This is a genomic window from Xanthobacter pollutisoli (assembly GCF_040044995.1).
Lineage (GTDB): Bacteria > Pseudomonadota > Alphaproteobacteria > Rhizobiales > Xanthobacteraceae > Xanthobacter.
In genome coordinates this window covers 129355-145209 of the sequence record NZ_JBDZDP010000005.1, presented here as the reverse complement: position 1 = coordinate 145209, position 15855 = coordinate 129355, and the positions used below count along the sequence as shown (strand labels likewise).

General features: G+C 70.5%; 17 protein-coding genes. 7 read left to right on the top strand and 10 right to left on the bottom strand.

Features of this window, described 5'->3' with window-relative positions; all coding sequences use genetic code 11:
• The first annotated feature begins 82 nt into the window (after positions 1–82).
• Both ABLE93_RS12960 and ABLE93_RS12955 read left to right on the top strand, forming a co-directional pair.
• A complete protein-coding gene (locus tag ABLE93_RS12960; RefSeq protein ID WP_348840228.1) occupies positions 83–793 on the top strand; it encodes an AzlC family ABC transporter permease in 711 nt (236 codons plus the stop codon).
• Positions 780–1091: a branched-chain amino acid transport AzlD family protein gene (locus tag ABLE93_RS12955; protein WP_348840227.1), complete on the top strand. Its 312-nt coding sequence runs from the start codon at positions 780–782 to the stop codon at positions 1089–1091. The genes ABLE93_RS12960 and ABLE93_RS12955 overlap by 14 nt, the downstream gene beginning before the upstream one ends.
• 105 nt (positions 1092–1196) lie before the next feature.
• Here the strand turns inward: ABLE93_RS12955 and ABLE93_RS12950 are convergent, their stop codons facing one another.
• The 5 genes from ABLE93_RS12950 to ABLE93_RS12930 all read right to left on the bottom strand — a co-directional run bounded on the left by ABLE93_RS12950 (position 1197) and on the right by ABLE93_RS12930 (position 5788).
• Positions 1197–1889: a thioesterase domain-containing protein gene (locus tag ABLE93_RS12950; protein ID WP_348840226.1), complete on the bottom strand. Its 693-nt coding sequence runs from the start codon at positions 1887–1889 to the stop codon at positions 1197–1199.
• A gap of 271 nt (positions 1890–2160) precedes the next feature.
• Positions 2161–2847: a LutC/YkgG family protein gene (locus tag ABLE93_RS12945; RefSeq protein WP_348840225.1), complete on the bottom strand. Its 687-nt coding sequence runs from the start codon at positions 2845–2847 to the stop codon at positions 2161–2163.
• Complete coding sequence (locus ABLE93_RS12940) at positions 2844–4310, bottom strand: LutB/LldF family L-lactate oxidation iron-sulfur protein (protein ID WP_348840224.1); 1467 nt, start codon at positions 4308–4310, stop codon at positions 2844–2846. Before ABLE93_RS12940 ends, ABLE93_RS12945 begins: the two co-directional genes overlap by 4 nt.
• The gene (locus tag ABLE93_RS12935) at positions 4307–5110 is read right to left on the bottom strand and encodes a (Fe-S)-binding protein (protein ID WP_348840222.1); all 804 of its coding nucleotides are present in this window, start codon (positions 5108–5110) and stop codon (positions 4307–4309) included. The genes ABLE93_RS12940 and ABLE93_RS12935 overlap by 4 nt, the downstream gene beginning before the upstream one ends.
• A 120-nt stretch (positions 5111–5230) precedes the next feature.
• The gene (locus ABLE93_RS12930; RefSeq protein WP_348840221.1) at positions 5231–5788 is read right to left on the bottom strand and encodes a L,D-transpeptidase family protein; all 558 of its coding nucleotides are present in this window, start codon (positions 5786–5788) and stop codon (positions 5231–5233) included.
• Positions 5789–5898: 110 nt separating this feature from the next.
• Between ABLE93_RS12930 and ABLE93_RS12925 the strand changes: the two genes are divergently transcribed.
• From ABLE93_RS12925 to ABLE93_RS12915, 3 genes are read left to right on the top strand one after another with little or no spacing between them, the layout of a single operon-like run.
• Positions 5899–6585: a response regulator transcription factor gene (locus tag ABLE93_RS12925; RefSeq protein WP_348840220.1), complete on the top strand. Its 687-nt coding sequence runs from the start codon at positions 5899–5901 to the stop codon at positions 6583–6585.
• Between the two features lie 51 nt (positions 6586–6636).
• On the top strand, positions 6637–7116 hold the full coding sequence (locus tag ABLE93_RS12920; RefSeq protein ID WP_348840219.1) for a cyclic nucleotide-binding domain-containing protein: 480 nt from the start codon (positions 6637–6639) through the stop codon (positions 7114–7116).
• A gap of 36 nt (positions 7117–7152) precedes the next feature.
• Positions 7153–7635: a hypothetical protein gene (locus ABLE93_RS12915; RefSeq protein ID WP_348840218.1), complete on the top strand. Its 483-nt coding sequence runs from the start codon at positions 7153–7155 to the stop codon at positions 7633–7635.
• A 66-nt stretch (positions 7636–7701) separates the two neighbouring features.
• Here the strand turns inward: ABLE93_RS12915 and ABLE93_RS12910 are convergent, their stop codons facing one another.
• Positions 7702–9063 carry a dicarboxylate/amino acid:cation symporter gene (locus ABLE93_RS12910; protein WP_510183017.1) on the bottom strand — a complete coding sequence of 454 codons (1362 nt, stop codon included), beginning with the start codon at positions 9061–9063 and terminating at the stop codon, positions 7702–7704.
• Between the two features lie 280 nt (positions 9064–9343).
• Here ABLE93_RS12910 and ABLE93_RS12905 point away from each other — a divergent pair, with 280 nt between their 5' ends.
• Positions 9344–11197, top strand: a complete 1854-nt coding sequence (locus ABLE93_RS12905) for a sensor histidine kinase (protein WP_348840216.1) — start codon at positions 9344–9346, stop codon at positions 11195–11197.
• Positions 11194–12549, top strand: coding sequence for a sigma-54-dependent transcriptional regulator (locus ABLE93_RS12900; protein ID WP_348840215.1), 1356 nt, complete (start codon positions 11194–11196; stop codon positions 12547–12549). The genes ABLE93_RS12905 and ABLE93_RS12900 overlap by 4 nt, the downstream gene beginning before the upstream one ends.
• 61 nt (positions 12550–12610) lie before the next feature.
• Here the strand turns inward: ABLE93_RS12900 and ABLE93_RS12895 are convergent, their stop codons facing one another.
• Genes ABLE93_RS12895 through ABLE93_RS12880 form a run of 4 tightly spaced genes read right to left on the bottom strand, consistent with a single transcriptional unit; the run spans position 12611 to position 15567 of the window.
• Positions 12611–13504 carry a quinoprotein dehydrogenase-associated SoxYZ-like carrier gene (locus ABLE93_RS12895; protein WP_348840214.1) on the bottom strand — a complete coding sequence of 298 codons (894 nt, stop codon included), beginning with the start codon at positions 13502–13504 and terminating at the stop codon, positions 12611–12613.
• 26 nt (positions 13505–13530) lie between these two features.
• A complete protein-coding gene (locus tag ABLE93_RS12890) occupies positions 13531–14172 on the bottom strand; it encodes a PQQ-dependent catabolism-associated CXXCW motif protein (protein ID WP_348840212.1) in 642 nt (213 codons plus the stop codon).
• Positions 14169–15110 (bottom strand): substrate-binding domain-containing protein, encoded by a 942-nt coding sequence (locus ABLE93_RS12885; RefSeq protein ID WP_348840211.1) that lies wholly within the window; start codon positions 15108–15110, stop codon positions 14169–14171. Before ABLE93_RS12885 ends, ABLE93_RS12890 begins: the two co-directional genes overlap by 4 nt.
• Entirely contained in the window at positions 15082–15567 is a 486-nt protein-coding gene (locus ABLE93_RS12880; RefSeq protein WP_348840363.1) for a c-type cytochrome, methanol metabolism-related, read from the bottom strand. The genes ABLE93_RS12885 and ABLE93_RS12880 overlap by 29 nt, the downstream gene beginning before the upstream one ends.
• Positions 15568–15855: the final 288 nt, after the last annotated feature.

The following is a 15855-nucleotide window of genomic DNA, read 5'->3' as shown; positions in this document are numbered from 1 at the left end:
GTCCGAAAACGGGTTGGCCTTCGCCCCGGCCCCGTCCATAAGGTCGGCAATCGCGACCCTGTCCTGTTAATTCAATCCCTTCATGAGCAAGCCGCACCAAGCTCCCCTCACCGTCGCCGGCATGGTGGATGGCGCGCGCGCCATGCTGCCGCTCATGCCGGGCATCGCCGCCTTCGGCATGGCCTTCGGCGCGGCCTCCGTGCAGAAGGGCTTCTCGCTCGTGGAGGCGGGGCTTTCCAGCGCGCTGGTGTTCGCCGGCCTCGCCCAGATGGTGGCGCTGGAAGGCTGGACCCGGCACTGGAGCGCCGGCACCCTTCTGGCGCTCGGCTTCCTCACCATGACGGTGAACATGCGCCACGTGCTCATGGGCGCCTCGCTTCGGCCGTGGCTCGGCACCCTGCCGGCGTGGAAGGCCTATCCGGCGCTCCTGTTCATGGCCGACAACAACTGGGCCGCCGCGCTGCGCTACCACGGCGAGGGCGGCAACGACGTAGGCTATTTCGTCGGCTCCGGCCTCATCACCTGGATCTTCTGGGTGGCCGCGACGCTGGCGGGGCACCTCATCGGCGGCGGGATTCCCGATCCCAAGGCCCTCGGCATCGACCTCGTGGTGCCGGCCTTCTTCGTCGCCATGCTGCTGCCGAACTGGAAGGGCCGGCGCGAGGCGGTGGGCTGGGGCGTGGCGGCGGCGGTATCGGTGGCCGCCTCCTTCCTGCTGCCGGGCTGGTGGTTCATCGTCATCGGCGCTTTGGCCGGCGCGATCGCGGGCGGCTTCACCGATGATGGACGTTAATCCCGAAACCCTCGCCGCCATCCTGGTGATGGCCGGGGTCACCCTCATCAACCGCACCAGCGGCTTCCTGATGATGCGGCTCATCCCGGTGACGCCGCGGGTTCGGCGGGTGCTGGATTGCCTGCCGGGGGCGGTGCTGGTGGCCCTTTTGGCGCCCGGGGCGGTGCATGGCGACCTCGCCATGGCCGCGGGCCTCGCCGCCGCCCTCATCGCCGCGCGCCTCACCCGCAGCGACGTCGTCGCCGTGGTGGCCGCCATGGTGGTGGCGGCCGGGCTGCGGGCGTCCGGGCTCAGCTGACGCCGTCAGGTCTTTCGCCTCCGGTCGCAAACGAAAACGGCGGGCCTGAGCCCGCGGTTGTTATGGCTTTCTGAGACGTGATGCGGGCGGACGAGCCGCCGTCGCTCAGCCCGGCGCGCCGGGCTTGGCCGCCGCCTGGGTGCCGGGGGTGGTCGCCGTGGGCGCCGCGGTGGGCGCCGCCGGGTCAACCGGCTTCGGCCGGGGCTTGGGCTTCGGCGCGGTGATGGAGCGCACCTGGGTGATGACTTCCTCGTGCAGCCGCGGCGACTTCTCGATGTTGAAGTGGTCCACCCCGCCAAGCGCGTTGAGGTTGCGGTTGACGATGTTGCCGCGGAAGCCCGCGCCGGCCGTCAGCCGCTTCCCGTAGCCGTTGTTGGACTGGTAGTAGTTGACGAAATAGCCCGACGAGGGACCCACCTGGGTCACGCCCACCGGATCGAAGGTGACCACCAGCTTGGGCGGCGCGCCCAGCGCGGTGAGGCGCTCGGCCATCTCCACCGCCGCGTCGGCACCCAGCGAATGGCCGACGATGATGATGGGGGCGTTGCCGTTGGCCCGGCTCTCGGCTGCGGCGGCGTTGGCGAGGGACGCCCACTGGCCGTATTCATGCACCGTCGCGGGGATGCCGCGCGCATTCATCTTGGCGGCGAGGTCGTCCATGCCGAGGGAGAAGACGTTGGCAAGGCCGCGCAGCAGATAGACGTGCCCGCGATTTTGCTGGGCCGCCGCCGGCTGGACGAGGCAGAAGACGACGAACGCTGCGAGCAGCGCCTGGACGAAGCGCAATCCAGACTTCATGAGTCTCACCGTTCCTGATGGTGTCGGGCTTTCTGAAGGCAAAACGCCGGACGGGCAACCTTCGAATGGTTATCCGGCACAGCAGCAACGCCTTATCGGTCATTTTTCGCCGGCGCGTGGCCCCTGTGCATCACGGCGCGCCCGCCTGACGCCACGTCCGCCGGGTCGCGGCGCGGCCACGGCCGCTGCGTTGATTCGCACGCATGGGCTGTATTCCGCCACCATTAAACGCAGGCCTTGAATCCGGGCCGATCTTTGGCCGGTGGACTGGCTATGCGGTGGTCTGGCCCACCAGCAGCACATGCAGGCTTCGGGGCCCGTGGGCGCCGAGCAGGAGGGTCTGCTCGATATCGGCCGAACGCGAGGGACCGGTGATCCAGTTGACCGTGCGCGGCATGACGCCGGCGCCGTAGCGGTCACGGATGCGGGTCCAGACGCTCTCGTAGTCCGCCGCGACGTCATCCGCCTGCACCACCACCAGGTGATGGTCGGGCAAGAGGTTCAGGGTCGAGGGATTGTCCGGTCCGGACAGCATCACCAGCGTGCCCGATTCGGCCACGCCGGCGAAGGCATGGGACAGGCCGGCGAGCTGGCGCCCGTCCGAGGCGCCGATCCATACGTCGAGCGTGGGCTCGCGCTCCCACGGCAGCGCCCCGAGGCGCGGGTCGGCGCCGCGCAGGATGGTCATGGGCAGGTTGCGGGACCGCAAATAGGCGGCGACGGCCGCGGGCACGTCGTCGGTGGAGGGCAAATGGTCGATGCTCGCGGCGGCGGCGATCACCATGTCGCGGAACAGGGCGATGCGCTCCGCCTGCGGCAGCTGCGCGCGGGCGGGCACCAGGCCGCGGGGATGGCCGGCGATGCGGTCGGCCACCTCCTGGCGGCGCGGCGCCTCCTTCGAGTTCACCCCGAGGGCACGCCGCACCGAGGCGAATACGGTGTCGCGGGACGAGCTCATCGGGCGGCCTCCGGGGTCCTGGCGGCGCGCTTCTCGGCCTCGGCCGCCTTGCGGGCCCGCCACTGGGCCTGGAAGGTGCCGCCCTGCGGCGCCGGGAATTCGCGGTGGCTGGTCCACCCGCCGGCCAGTGGCAGGGACGAGAAACGCCCCTTGGAGCGCCCGGCCAGCGCCAGCGCCCCCATGGCGAGCCGGGTCGCCGGCCGGTAGAGCCAGCCGCGCTTGGCGAAGAAGGCCCATACGCCGAGGCCGAAGCGCTGCGGCGCCGGCGTGAGATGGCGCTCGAACTCCTTCTCCCGCCAGTGCCGCATCAGCTTGGGCAGGGGGATGCGCACCGGGCACACCTCCTCGCAGCGGCCGCAGAAGGTGGAGGCGTTGGGCAGGTTGGCGCCCTTCTCGATGCCGATGAGCGAGGGGGTGAGCACCGCGCCCATGGGGCCGGGATAGACCCAGCCATAGGCGTGCCCGCCCACCGCGTGATAGACCGGGCAATGGTTCATGCAGGCGCCGCAGCGAATGCAGCGGAGCATCTCGCGCAACTGGCCCGCCAGCATGGCGGAGCGGCCGTTGTCGAGGATCACCACATGGTAGGCGGCGGGGCCGTCCACGTCCTCGCTCCGGCGGGGGCCGGTGGAGAAGGTGGTGTAGACACTCATCTCCTGCCCGGTGGCCGATCGCGCGAGCACGCGCAGCAGCTGGCTCACGTCTTCCAGGGTCGGCACCAGCTTCTCCAGCGAGGCGAGCACGATGTGCGCCTGGGGCAGGGTCTGGGTGAGGTCGCCGTTGCCCTCGTTGGTGACGATGATGGAGGTGCCGGTCTCCGCCACCAGGAAATTGGCCCCGGTGATGCCCACGTCGGCCATCAGGAACTTCTGCCTCAGCTCGCCGCGGGCCTCGGCCAGCAGGGCGGTGGGCTCGGAGAGGTTGCGCTCGGGTGCGAGATGGTCGTGCACCCGGCGGAAGTCGGCTTCCACCTGCTCCTTGTTGAGGTGGATGGCCGGGGCAATGATGTGGGACGGCGCCTCGCCGCGGATCTGGATGAGATATTCGCCGAGGTCGGTCTCCACCGGCTCGATGCCGGCGGCGTCGAGATGGTCGTTGAGGCCGATCTCCTCGGAGATCATGCTCTTGCCCTTGGTCACGGTCCGCGCGCCGAGGTCCCGGCAGATGCGGGTGACGATGTCGCGCGCCTCGGCCGCGTCCACGGCGAAATGCACATGGCCGCCCGCCGCCGTCACCTTCTCCTCGAAGCGCTCGAGATAGAGGTCGAGGTGGGCCAGGGTGTGGTTCTTGATGTCGCGCGCGGAATCGCGCAAAGCCTCGAACTCCGGCAGCTTTTCCGCCGCCGCGGCGCGCCGGCCGATGAAGCCGGGGCCGACCTTGGAGAGGGCGGCCTGCAGCGGCGCGTCGGCCAGCGCCTTCTTGGCGTTGTCCTTGAAGCGGGGCGAGGTGATCTGGACGCTCATCGCTTGGCCTCCGCAGCGGCAGGCATGCCGAGGGCCGGGTCCTCGCCCATGCCGGCGAGCACCTCCGCCACGTGGCGCACCTTGATGGCGTGCCCCTCGCGCTGGAGCTTGCCCGCCATGTTCATCAGGCAGCCGAGGTCGCCGGCGAGCAGGGTGTCGGCGCCGGTGGCAGCGATGTTGGCGGCCTTCTTCTCCACGATGGCGTTGGAGACGTCGGGATATTTCACGCAGAAGGTGCCGCCGAAGCCGCAGCAGGTGTCGGCATCGTTCATCTCGGCGACGCTCAGCCCGGCCACGGAGGCGAGCAGCCGGCGCGGCTGGCCCTTCACGCCCAACTCGCGCAGGCCCGAGCAGCTGTCGTGATAGGTGACGGTGCCGGCATAGGCGGCGTCCACATGGGTCACGCCGCGCACGTCCACCAGGAAGGAGACGAGCTCGAACACCTTGGCGCAGAAGCGGTCCACCCGCGCCGACCAGTCCGGCTCGCCGGTGAAGAGCTCGGGATAATGGGTCTTGATCATGCCGGCGCAGGAGCCGGAGGGCGCGACCACATAGTCGAAATTCTCGAACGCCGCGATCACCTGCTCGGCCAGCGCGCGGGAGGTGGCGCGGTCGCCGGAATTGAACGCCGGCTGGCCGCAGCACGTCTGTGCCGGAACGTCCACCTCGCAGCCGGCCTCCTCCAGGAGCTTCGCCGCCGCAAAGCCAACCGAGGGCCGGATGGTGTCCACGAGACAGGTGCAGAACAGGCCCACCCGCGGGGGATGGAGCGCCGCATCGAACGAGGGTTGCGCGGTCATGGATGCACCGTCATGGCGGCCCGGACGTTGGTGGGCGGGGAATGCGCCGGGGGCGGAGGGCGGCGCATCAGATTTAAAACGTTCTATAGCACCCTCCCCTCCGGCGCGAAACGGCGGGCCCTATCCCGGCGCGATGCAGAGCATGGCACCGGGGCGCAGGCCGGCGAGGAGGCGGATGAGGTCGCCGCGCCGCAGCGCGACGCAGCCCTCGGTGGGGGAGAAGCCCGGCCGCGCCAGATGCACGAACACCGCCGAGCCGCGCTGCGCCACCCGCGGGCGCTGGTTGTGGTCGAGCACCAGCACGAGGTCGTACAGGTGGTCCGCGCGCCACATCCGCTCGTGCGACACCTCTTGCGCTCCGCTCATGGGCAGGGTGACGGGCCGGTTGTAGCGCCGGTCCGACGGCGCGTCGCACCAGCCGTCGGCGGGCCTGAGGGGGCGGGCCGGGAGGCGCGTCTTTGGCCGGGGACCGTGGTCTCCCCGGTAGAGAAGACGCTCGATGCGCCAGCATCCCGCCGGGGTGCGCCCGTCGCCTTCGCGCTTGTCCGCCGCGATGCCGGAGCGCCCGAGCGCGACCGGGATCGTCCGCCCGCCGAGGTCGAGAAGGCCGAGATGGCGGCTCCCCGGCCGGCGGCGGACGGTGATGCGCGAGATGCCCACAGGATTACGCTGCCTCATGACTTAACCTGATACCTCTTCGGCCTTACCCTCGGATGGAAATTTGCGCAAACCCATGTGCATGCTCTACTTGCGCGATTCGCTCGCCCGCAAGGGCGCAGGAGGAATTGATGGCCAATGCGTGGAAAATCCTGGTGGTCGAAGACGACCCGGAACTGCGCGACGCGTTGATGGAGCAGCTCCAGCTCCAGGACGAGTTCGAGCCGGTGGGGGCCGACACCGCCGGCGGCGCCATCGAGCAGGCGAAGAACGGTGCGGTGGATCTCGTCATCATGGACGTGGGCCTGCCCGACATGGACGGGCGCGACGCGGTGCGCCAGATGCGGCGCAACGGCTTCAAGGCGCCCATCCTGATGCTCACCGGCCACGACACCGACAGCGACACCATCATGGGGCTGGAGGCCGGAGCCAACGATTATATTGTGAAGCCGTTCCGCTTCGCCGTGCTGCTCGCCCGCCTGCGCGCCCAGATGCGATCGCACGAGGCGAGCGAGGACGCAGTCTTCGCCATCGGGCCCTATTCCTTCCGGCCGGGCGCCAAGCTGCTTCTCACCGACCGCGGCTCGAAGATCCGCCTCACCGAGAAGGAGACGGCCATCCTGCGCTATCTCTACCGCGCCGGGAAAACACCGGTGCCGCGCGAGACGCTGCTGCAGGAAGTGTGGGGTTACAATTCCGGCGTCACCACGCATACTCTCGAAACCCACATCTACCGCCTTCGCCAGAAGATCGAGCCCGATCCCTCCAATCCCACTTTGCTCGCGACCCAGGCCGGGGGCTACAAGCTCGTGCCCTGACGGGCCGTCTTGGTCCGCGTGCATCCGTCGCCACTTGAGGAACCGTCGTCCGTGAGCATCGACAGGCACATTGCGCTGCTCCGGGGCGTCGCGACCTTCGACATGCTCAGCGAACCGGCGCTGGAGCTCGTCGCCGAAAGCGCGCAGGAGATGCGGCTCGCCGCCGGCGAGGTGCTGTTCCGCACCAACGACATCGCCGACTGCGCCTATGTGGTGGTCTCCGGCCGCATCCGCCTCCTCGACGAGCGCAAGCCCGACGCGCCGCGGCTGGTCAAGGAGGTGCGCGCCGGCGCGCTCATCGGCGAGACCGCCCTCATCATCCCGACGCCCCGCCCCGCGGGCGCAGTGGCGGGGGAGACCACGGTGCTGCTGCGCCTGCCCCGCGCCGCCTTCGTCACAGTGCTGGAGCGCCATCCCGAGGTGACGGCCAAGTTCCGCCGCGCCATCGCCCGGCGGCTCGAAGGCACGCTGCGCGCCCTCGACACGGTGCGCGTGAAGCTTGAGGACCAGCGCGCCCGTCGCCGCCGCTGAAGCGCGCCGCCGTCCGCGTTCATTCGTGAGGCCGCCATGCGCCTGTTGCGCGCCCTTCTCGTCATAGCGGTGTTCGCCATCATCGGGCCGCTGGTCGGCGCGGCGCAGACGATGACGCTGGTGGTGCTGCTCTGGGGCCCCAATTTCGCGCGGGTGGGGAGCGGGCTGTGGTGGGAGATCCTGATGGTCGCCCTTGCCGCCAGCCTCGTGCCCGCGCTGCTTGCCGGTGTCGCGGCGGCGTCACTGGCGGATGCCGGTCAGCCGCGCGGGCGCGCCGCCGCGCTGGTGCTTCTGGTGGCGACGCTGGCAAGCGCGATGCTGGGCTTCGGCATTTCGGGCTCGTCGACCCTTCCGCTCGTCACCGGTGCCGTCGGCTTCATCGGCGGGGCGGCGTGCCTGGGCGTGCTCGAACTTGTCCGCCGCGTGGTCTTCCGCTCACCGGGCAAGCAGCGGCACCTGCCAGACGGTGAGCCAAAGGAAGCCGGCGAGGAATCCGCCCCTGAGCGACGGCGCCCGTGACCACCGGGCAGTAAAAGGGCTCCGCCGCGTGACGGCGGCGGAGCAGGGGGAGGAAGGGCCTTCGGCTCATTCGGCCGCGACGGCGGTGGCCGGGGCGGTGGAGATGATGCCGTCGTCGAACTCGTCTTCCAGCGAGATCGGCTCGCCGTCGAGGACTCGGGTGAGCTGGGCCTGGTCGAGCTCGCCCTCCCAGCGGGCCACCACGATGGTGGCGACGGCATTGCCGATGAAGTTGGTGATGGCCCGGCACTCCGACATGAAGCGGTCGATGCCGAGGATCAGCGCGAGGCCCGCCACCGGCACCGAGGGCACCACCGAGAGCGTCGCCGCGAGGGTGATGAAGCCGGCGCCCGTGATGCCCGCCGCGCCCTTGGACGACAGCATGGCGACCAGCAGCAGCAGCACCTGCTCTTCCAGCGACAGATGGATGCCGGTGGCCTGGGCGATGAACAGGGCCGCCAGCGTCATGTAGATGTTGGTGCCGTCGAGGTTGAAGGAATAGCCCGTGGGGATCACGAGGCCCACCACCGACTTGGCGCAGCCGGCCCGCTCCATCTTCAGCATCAGGCCCGGCAGCGCGGCTTCCGAGGAGGACGTGCCGAGCACGAGCAGCAGCTCCTCGCGGATGTAGCGCAGCAGCTTCCACAAGGAGAAGCCGTTGTAGCGCGCCACAAGCCCCAGCACGACGAAGATGAACAGGGCCGCCGTGATGTAGAAGGTGGCGATCAGCATGGCGAGGTTCGCCACCGAGCTGATGCCATACTTGCCGATGGTGAAGGCCATGGCGCCGAACGCGCCGATGGGCGCCGCCTTCATCACGATGGCCACAAGGCGGAACATGGCGTGGGACGCCGAGGTGAACACCTTCATCACCGGCGCGCCGAGATCGCCGATGCCGCCGAGGGCGATGCCGAACAGCACCGCGAAGAACAGCACCTGGAGGATGTCGCCGTTGGCCTGCGCGGAGACCGGCGTCGCCGGGATGATGTTCATCAGGAAGTCGATGATGGAGGATTCATGCGCCTTGGCGGCATAGCCGGCCACCGCCTTGGGATCGAGGCTGGCGGGGTTGATGTTGAGCCCGGCGCCGGGCTGCACAACGTTCGCCACCACGAGGCCGATGACCAAGGCGAGGGTGGAGAAGGTGAGGAAATAGATCATGGCCTTGCCGGCCACGCGCCCGACCTTGCCGAGGTCGCGCATGCCGGCGATGCCGGTGACTACGGTGAGGAAGATGACCGGGGCGATCACCATCTTCACCAGCTTGATGAACGCATCGCCCAGCGGCTTCAGGCTGGCGCCGAGGTCGGGATAGAAATGCCCCAGCAGGCTGCCGGCGACGATGGCGACGATCACCTGGAAATAGAGGTGATGATAGAACTTGCGCGGGGCATGCGGCAGCGTCGCCGCGGGAAGGGCGTGGGCCATGAGGGTCTTCCTCCGCCGGGGCCGTGGTGCCTCTTGGGATGGGCAATGCGGGCGCCGGATGCTTCGTTGAGACCGGCGCGGAATGCCGGGTTGCGCCTCCCCTTTGCGCAAGCCGCATGCCAGTCCCGCGTGGAAGGTGGGACTGAGATAAGACTTTGAGTCTGCTGGCACTTTTGGGCGTCGATTCTGTCGGCTCTCGACATCGTGTGTGGCCGGGCGCACATTGCCGCCGCAATCTGTGCGGAAATCCGCACTTTCTGGGCATCCAGTGAACGAGAGCGTGGCCAAGAGTGCATGGTCCCCCGCCCGGCGGCGACTGGCTGCCGGGGCGTTGGCGGCGCTCGCGCTGGTGGCGCTACTGGTCGGCCTCGATCGCGCGGCCGATTACGGCGCGCGCCGCTGGGCGGTGGCGCAGGTCGCGGCGGGCGCGCAGACGGCCGCCGCTTTGCGCGTCGCGGTGCTGCGCAGCGAGATCGAGAAGCAGCGCTCGCTGCCCGTGGTGCTGGCGCAGGATCCCGACGTGCGCCATGCCTTGGCCTCGCCCACGCCCGAGCGCCTCGACGACCTCAACCGCCGCTTCGCCGCCCTCGCCGCGGGCGCGCGCACCGGCATCATCTATCTCATCGATGCCAGCGGCCACACGCTGGCCGCCAGCAACTACCAGACGCCGGAGAGCTTCACCGGCTCGGACTACGGCTTCCGGCCCTATTTCCGCAACGCCCTCGCCAACGGGCGGGCTGAGCATTTCGCGTTCGGCACGGTCAGCCACCGCCCCGGCCTCTACCTCGCCCAGCGGGTGGAGACCGAGGATGGCCCGGCCGGCGTCCTGGTGCTCAAGGCGGAGTTCGACGCCCTGGAGGCCGAGTGGCGGCGCTTCGCCGAGCCCACCTTCGTCACCGACGAGCGCCATATCGTCCTCATCGCCTCGGAGCCCGGCTTCCGCTTCCGTACCACGGCGCCCATCGGGCGCGTGGAGCGCGATGCCATCCGCGAGAGCCTCCAGTTCGGCGACGCTCCCCTCGACCTCATTGACCTCGGCACCTCGCCCGAGGCCGGCGGGGTGATGCGCGTGCGCCTGCCGGGAAGCGCCGCGCCGCAGGATTTCGTCGCGGCGCAGATGGCGGTGCCCACCACCGCCTGGGCGCTGACGGTTCTGGCGCCCACCCTCGCCACCACCCGCCTCGCCACAACGGCCGCCCGTGCCTCCGCGGCGCTGGTGGGGGTGCTCGGCCTCGGCGCCGCCGGCTTCGGCTGGACCCGCCGTCGCCGCCGGGTGCGCGCCGCCGCGCGGGAGGCGCAGGCCCGCCGCGCGCTGGAGGAGCGGGTGGCGGAGCGCACCGCCGAGCTGTCCACCGCCAACGCCCTGCTGGTGACGGAGATGGAGGCGCGCCGCAGCGCCCGCCTCGCCTTCGACGCGCTCCAGGACGAATTGGTACAGGCCTCCCGCCTCGCCGTGCTCGGCCAGATCGCTGCCGGCGTCGCCCATGAGGTGAACCAGCCGGTGGCGGCGATCCGCACCTTCGCGGAGAATTCCCGCGCCTTCCTCGCCCGCGGCGAGCCTAAAGCGGCGGCCGACAATCTCGCCATCATCGAGGGCCTGACGGAGCGCATCGGCGCCATCACCGGCGAACTGCGCGCCTTCGCCCGCAAGTCCGCCGCCCGCATCGAGCCGGTGGCCCTCGCCCCGGTCATCGACGGCGCCCTCCTGCTGATGCGCTACCGCCTCCAGCAGGCGGACATCGCGCTGACCCTTGAGCTCGACGTGCCGGGCGTGGCGGTGACGGGCGACCGCATGCGGCTGGAGCAGGTGTTCGTGAACCTCATCCAGAACGCTGCCGAGGCACTCGGTCCGCGGCGCGACGGGGCGATCCGCATCGTCGCGAAGACCGGGCCGGACACGGTGGTGGTGACGCTGGCGGACAACGGCCCCGGCCTGCCGCCGCAGGTGCTGGGGGCGCTGTTCCAGCCTTTCACCACCACCAAGCCGCAGGGGCTGGGCCTCGGCCTCGTCATCTCCAAGGACATCATCGGCGAGTGCGGCGGCGCGCTGGCGGTGGAGAATTCCGGCGGCGCCGTCTTCACCATCACCTTGCCGCGCGCCAGGGACGCCGGCGAGGAGGAGAGCATCCCATGACCGATGTGGCCTTCGTCGACGACGATCCGGCGCTAAGGGCCGCCAACGTGCAGGCGCTGATGCTGGCCGGCCTCGCGGCCGAGGGCCATGCCTCGGCAGCGGAGGCGCTGGAGGCCATCGATGCCGACTTTGCCGGCGTGGTCGTCACCGACGTGCGCATGCCGCGCATCGACGGGCTGGAGCTGTTCCGCCGGCTCAAGGCGCGCGACCCGGACCTGCCGGTCATCCTCGTCACCGGTCACGGCGACATCGCCATGGCGGTGGATGCCATGCGCGAGGGCGCCTACGATTTCCTCGCCAAGCCCTATGCCTCCGAGCGCCTCATCGCCAGCGTCCGCCACGCCCTCGACCGGCGCCGGCTGGTGCTGGAGAATCGCGAGCTGAAGCGCGCCGTGGCGGCGACGCGGGATGACCTGCCCTTGCTCGGCTCCACCGCGGTGATGGAGCGCCTGCGCCAGACCCTGCGCCAGATCGCCGATGCCGACGTGGACGTGCTGGTGGAGGGCGAGACCGGCTCGGGCAAGGAGGTGGTTGCCACTGCTTTGCACCGCTGGAGCCGCCGCGCCGCTCGCCCGCTGGTGGCGGTGAATTGCGGCGCGCTGCCGGAGACGGTGATCGAGAGCGAACTGTTCGGCTACGAGGCCGGAGCCTTCACCGGGGCGGTGAAGAAAAGGGTGGGACGCATCGAGCACGCCCATGGCGGCACCCTCTTCCTCGACGAGATCGAGGCCATGCCGCCGGCGCTCCAGGTGAAGCTGCTGCGGGTGCTGGAGGCGCGGGAGGTGCAGCCCCTCGGCACCAACGAGACGCGGCGGGTCGACATCCGCGTGGTCGCCGCCTCCAAGGTGGACCTGCCGGCGCTGGTCAGGCAGGGGAGCTTCCGCGAGGACCTCTATTACCGCCTGCACGTGGCGGCGGTGCGCATCCCTGCGCTGCGCGAGCGGCGGGGCGACGTGCCCTTGCTGTTCGGCCACTTCCTCGCCCGCGCCGCCGAGCGCTTCAACCGCCCGCCGCCGGAGCTCGATGCCGGCGTGCTGCGCCATCTGGCCGAGCATGACTGGCCGGGCAATGTGCGCGAGCTGGTGCATTATGCCGAGCGCGTCGCCCTCGGCCTGGCCGAGGCGGCGCCCCCCGTGCCGGCGGACGGAGCGGGGGCGGCGGGCGGCACGCTGCCGGAGCGGGTGGACGCCTTCGAGGCGGGCGAGATCCGCGCTGCGCTGGAGGCTCACAAGGGCGACGTGCAGGCCACCGTCGCGGCCCTCGGCATCCCGCGCAAGACCTTCTACGACAAGCTGCGCCGCCACAACATCGACCAGTCCGCCTACCGCGCCGGCCGCTCGCCGGGGCGATAAGGGGGGCGGCCGCGGATACTCCGCACACGGCGGGCGGAGATGATCGCGCCTGTGGCGGCGTTCAGCTGCCGTTGCCGGGGAAGGTGTGGGTGAAGGTCTTGCCCTCGGTGTCCTCGGCGCGGACCGTCACCGGCTCGGCGGAGGGGGTGTAGCTGAAGCGGAAGGTGGGATCCTCGCTGATGGAGATGCCGCCCTCCATGGCGAACACCAGCTTCCGGCCCTGACGCACCTCCACCTCGCGGACGAACCAGGCCGGGGTGTAGCCGCGCGTCGCCTCGTCCATCTGCAGGCCGGAGAAGTTCGGATGGCGGATCTGCACCTGCGCCTCCGGCCGGCCGGACTGGGCGAAGGAGCGGAAGCGCATCTCGCCGAGCTTGGCGATGCTCTCCGCCGTGTCCTTGGTGGCCGGGGCGGAGCAGCCGCCGGCGGCCTTCACGAAGGCCTTGGTCATATGCAGGGCGCCGTCGCTCGTCTCGGCCACGGCGCGCACGTAGCTGTAGGAATTCACCCGCACCCGCACGGTGAGGGTGAAGGCGGTGGTGCCCTCGCCGAAACCGAAGCGGCCGGCCATGGGGGCGGGGTTCTCGTCCACCACCAGCGTCACCGCCTTGAGCGTGCGCGGATCGCCCTTCGGCAGCGCGATAGCGATGGTGATGGGCACGAGAGCAGCGTCCTCCGCCCGGGTCGGGGCCTCGATGCGCAGGATGCCGTCGGCCTCGCCGATGGGTGCCGAGGGGAAGAGATCGGGGCGGATGGCAGCCCAGGTGGCCTCGCGCGTCGCATCCTGGCCGAAGTCCGGCGCGGCGGCGGGGGCGCTCTGCGCCGGCGGAAGCGTTTGAGCCGGCGCGGCGAGGCTCGTCGCGGCGAGCAGCAGGGCGGCGAGAACACCGGCGCGGGCGGCAGGGCGCGCCCGTTCCCGGATCCGGCGCTGCGGATCGCTTGAGTTCGGCGTCATGGCGTTGCCTCCGCTTTCCCCGTGGATCATGGATGCGGCTCCACCGGTTCGAGGGGCAGGCCGGCGGCAGCCCAGCCCTCGGTGCCCTCGGGGAACCAGGACACGTCGCGATAGCCATAGGCGATGGCGCGCTTGGCCGCGTTCCACGACATCCAGCACTCACGCTGGCAGAAAATCACCAGCGGCGCATTCACATCGCCGCGCGTGGCGGCGCCGAGGCCGGCGCGCAGATAGGCTTCCGTCTCCTCGCTGAGGGCGCCGAAGCCGGTGTTGGGCAGCCACATGGCGCCGGGAATGCTGGGGCGCGGCTGGTCGCGCCACACCGTGCCGGCCGGCAGATTGGCCGGCCGCGGTGGCCGCGGCAGCACGTCGACGAAGGCGGCCTTCTGCGCGCGCCACAGGGCGGCGGCCTGCTCGGTGTCCAGCACACGGGCACCGGCGAGGGTCGCGGGCACCGGCGCACGATAGGCGTCCATGCGGTAGCCGTCCGGTTCGGGCGGCGGCTCGGCGTGGGCGGGGGAGGGCGTCAGGAAGGCGAAGGTGAGCGCCACCGTGAGGGCGAAGGTGAGGAGCGCGAGCACCGCCGCCTTGCCCACGCGGCCCGAGCGGGACGCGGCCGCGCAGCTCGGCAGGCCGCCGGGTCCCGCCGCGCGCCGCTGGCGGCTCATCGCCCGGCGCTCCCGCCTTGGGGTTTCGATTCAACCGGTTTCGCCTCAGCAGGCTTGGAAGCGGCCGGCGGGGGAATGACTTTGTCGTCGTCGTCGAGCAGTGGCACGTGGGCCGCCAGCAGCACCCGCTGGATGTCGTCGGCCCGCTTGACGAGGATGGTGTTCAGGGTCTGCTTCCAGGCATGGTCCGCCTGGCGCACGCCCATGGTGATGCGATAGGCCATGGCCGGCCGATCGGCCTCCTGCACCAGCGGCACCACCTTGAGCGGGGTCGCCGTGCGGGCGGCGAAGGGCCCGGCGGTGGGGCCCCAGAGCAGGGCGCCGTCCAGCCGGCCCTCGGCGAGGTTGGCCAGCATCTCCTCGGCGGGTGATTCGAAGCGCCGGTCCACCAGCAGCGAGTAGGTGCGGGCGTTGGGCAACAGCCCGAGCTCCAGCAGATGGTCGGCCGGCGGGGTGCCGGCGACGATGCCGAGGCGGGCGTCGCGCAGCTTCGGGTCGGACAGCTGGGTGACGCCGTCGAGCGGGCCGCCGGCCTTCACCACCAGCACATAGACCGACTGGTAGTAGGGATTGGTGTGCAGCACGGGATCGGCGCCCGCGGCATAGCCGATGACCACGTCGCACAGCCGGCGCCCCAGCGTGTTGCGCACGAAGCCCGGGCCGGCGGGCATGAAATAATAGCGTACCGGCACCTTCAGCTCGTCGGCGATGATGCCGGCGATGGCGTTCTCGAAGCCCTCTCCCGCCGTGTTGGAATACGGCATGTTGGCGGGCTCGGCGCACACCCTGAGCGCGTCCGCCGAGACCTGGTCCGGGATCTGCTGCCCGCCCGCTCCGGTGGGGCTGAACAGCAGGATGGCGGCGAGCGCTCCCGTGGCGAGGGAGGCGAGGAGGGGCGCGAACCGCTCCTTATTCTCCGAGGCAGGCCTTTTCAGCATTGTTGGTCCCCTGCGATTTGTCCTCGCGTTTGGCGGGACGCACGCGGCCGAGGGCGTCGTCGGACCGGGCGCGCAGATAGACGTAGATGTCGTCGAGGTAGCACATCACGTTCTTGTTCAGGCCGAAGGAGGGCATGACCTTGTCGTTGCCGCCGCCCACATTCTGCCGGCCGCCCACCACCACCTCACTGAACTGGTCGTAATTCATCGTCTTGAGCGAATCGACCAGAGCGGGCGCGTAGGTGGAGCCCATGCCGTCGGGCCCGTGGCACACGTGGCATTCGGCGTGGTAGCGGCGGTAGCCGGAATAGGTGAACCAATCCACCGTGCCGTCGGGCTTGATGTTGTAGGTGGGCGCGCCGGCGGCGTCGAAATATTTGCCGTCCTCGTCCTTTACCGCTTTGGGATCGGCTGGCTTGGCGGGGTCTTCCGCAGCCGCGGGAACCGCGCCGGCCAGGGTGAGCGAGAGCGCGGCGAAGAGGAAAGCGCCCGCGCGCGTCAGTTGGACTGATGAAACCACACGATCTCTCCAAAACGGCAGACGAAGGGCAAGACGGGCAGGGCACAGGCGCCGGCGACGACCGTCTCTCGATAGCGCCGGCGGCCGAAGGGCCGTTCAGCGTGGTCGAACCTTCAGGCTCGAGGGCGCACAGGTCCGTTCCGTGCGATGACGGCGAGGAGCCTGTGCTGGAAAAGAACCGGGCCGGCGGGGCACGCCCCGTGCCGGCCCGGAATGCGCATGGGT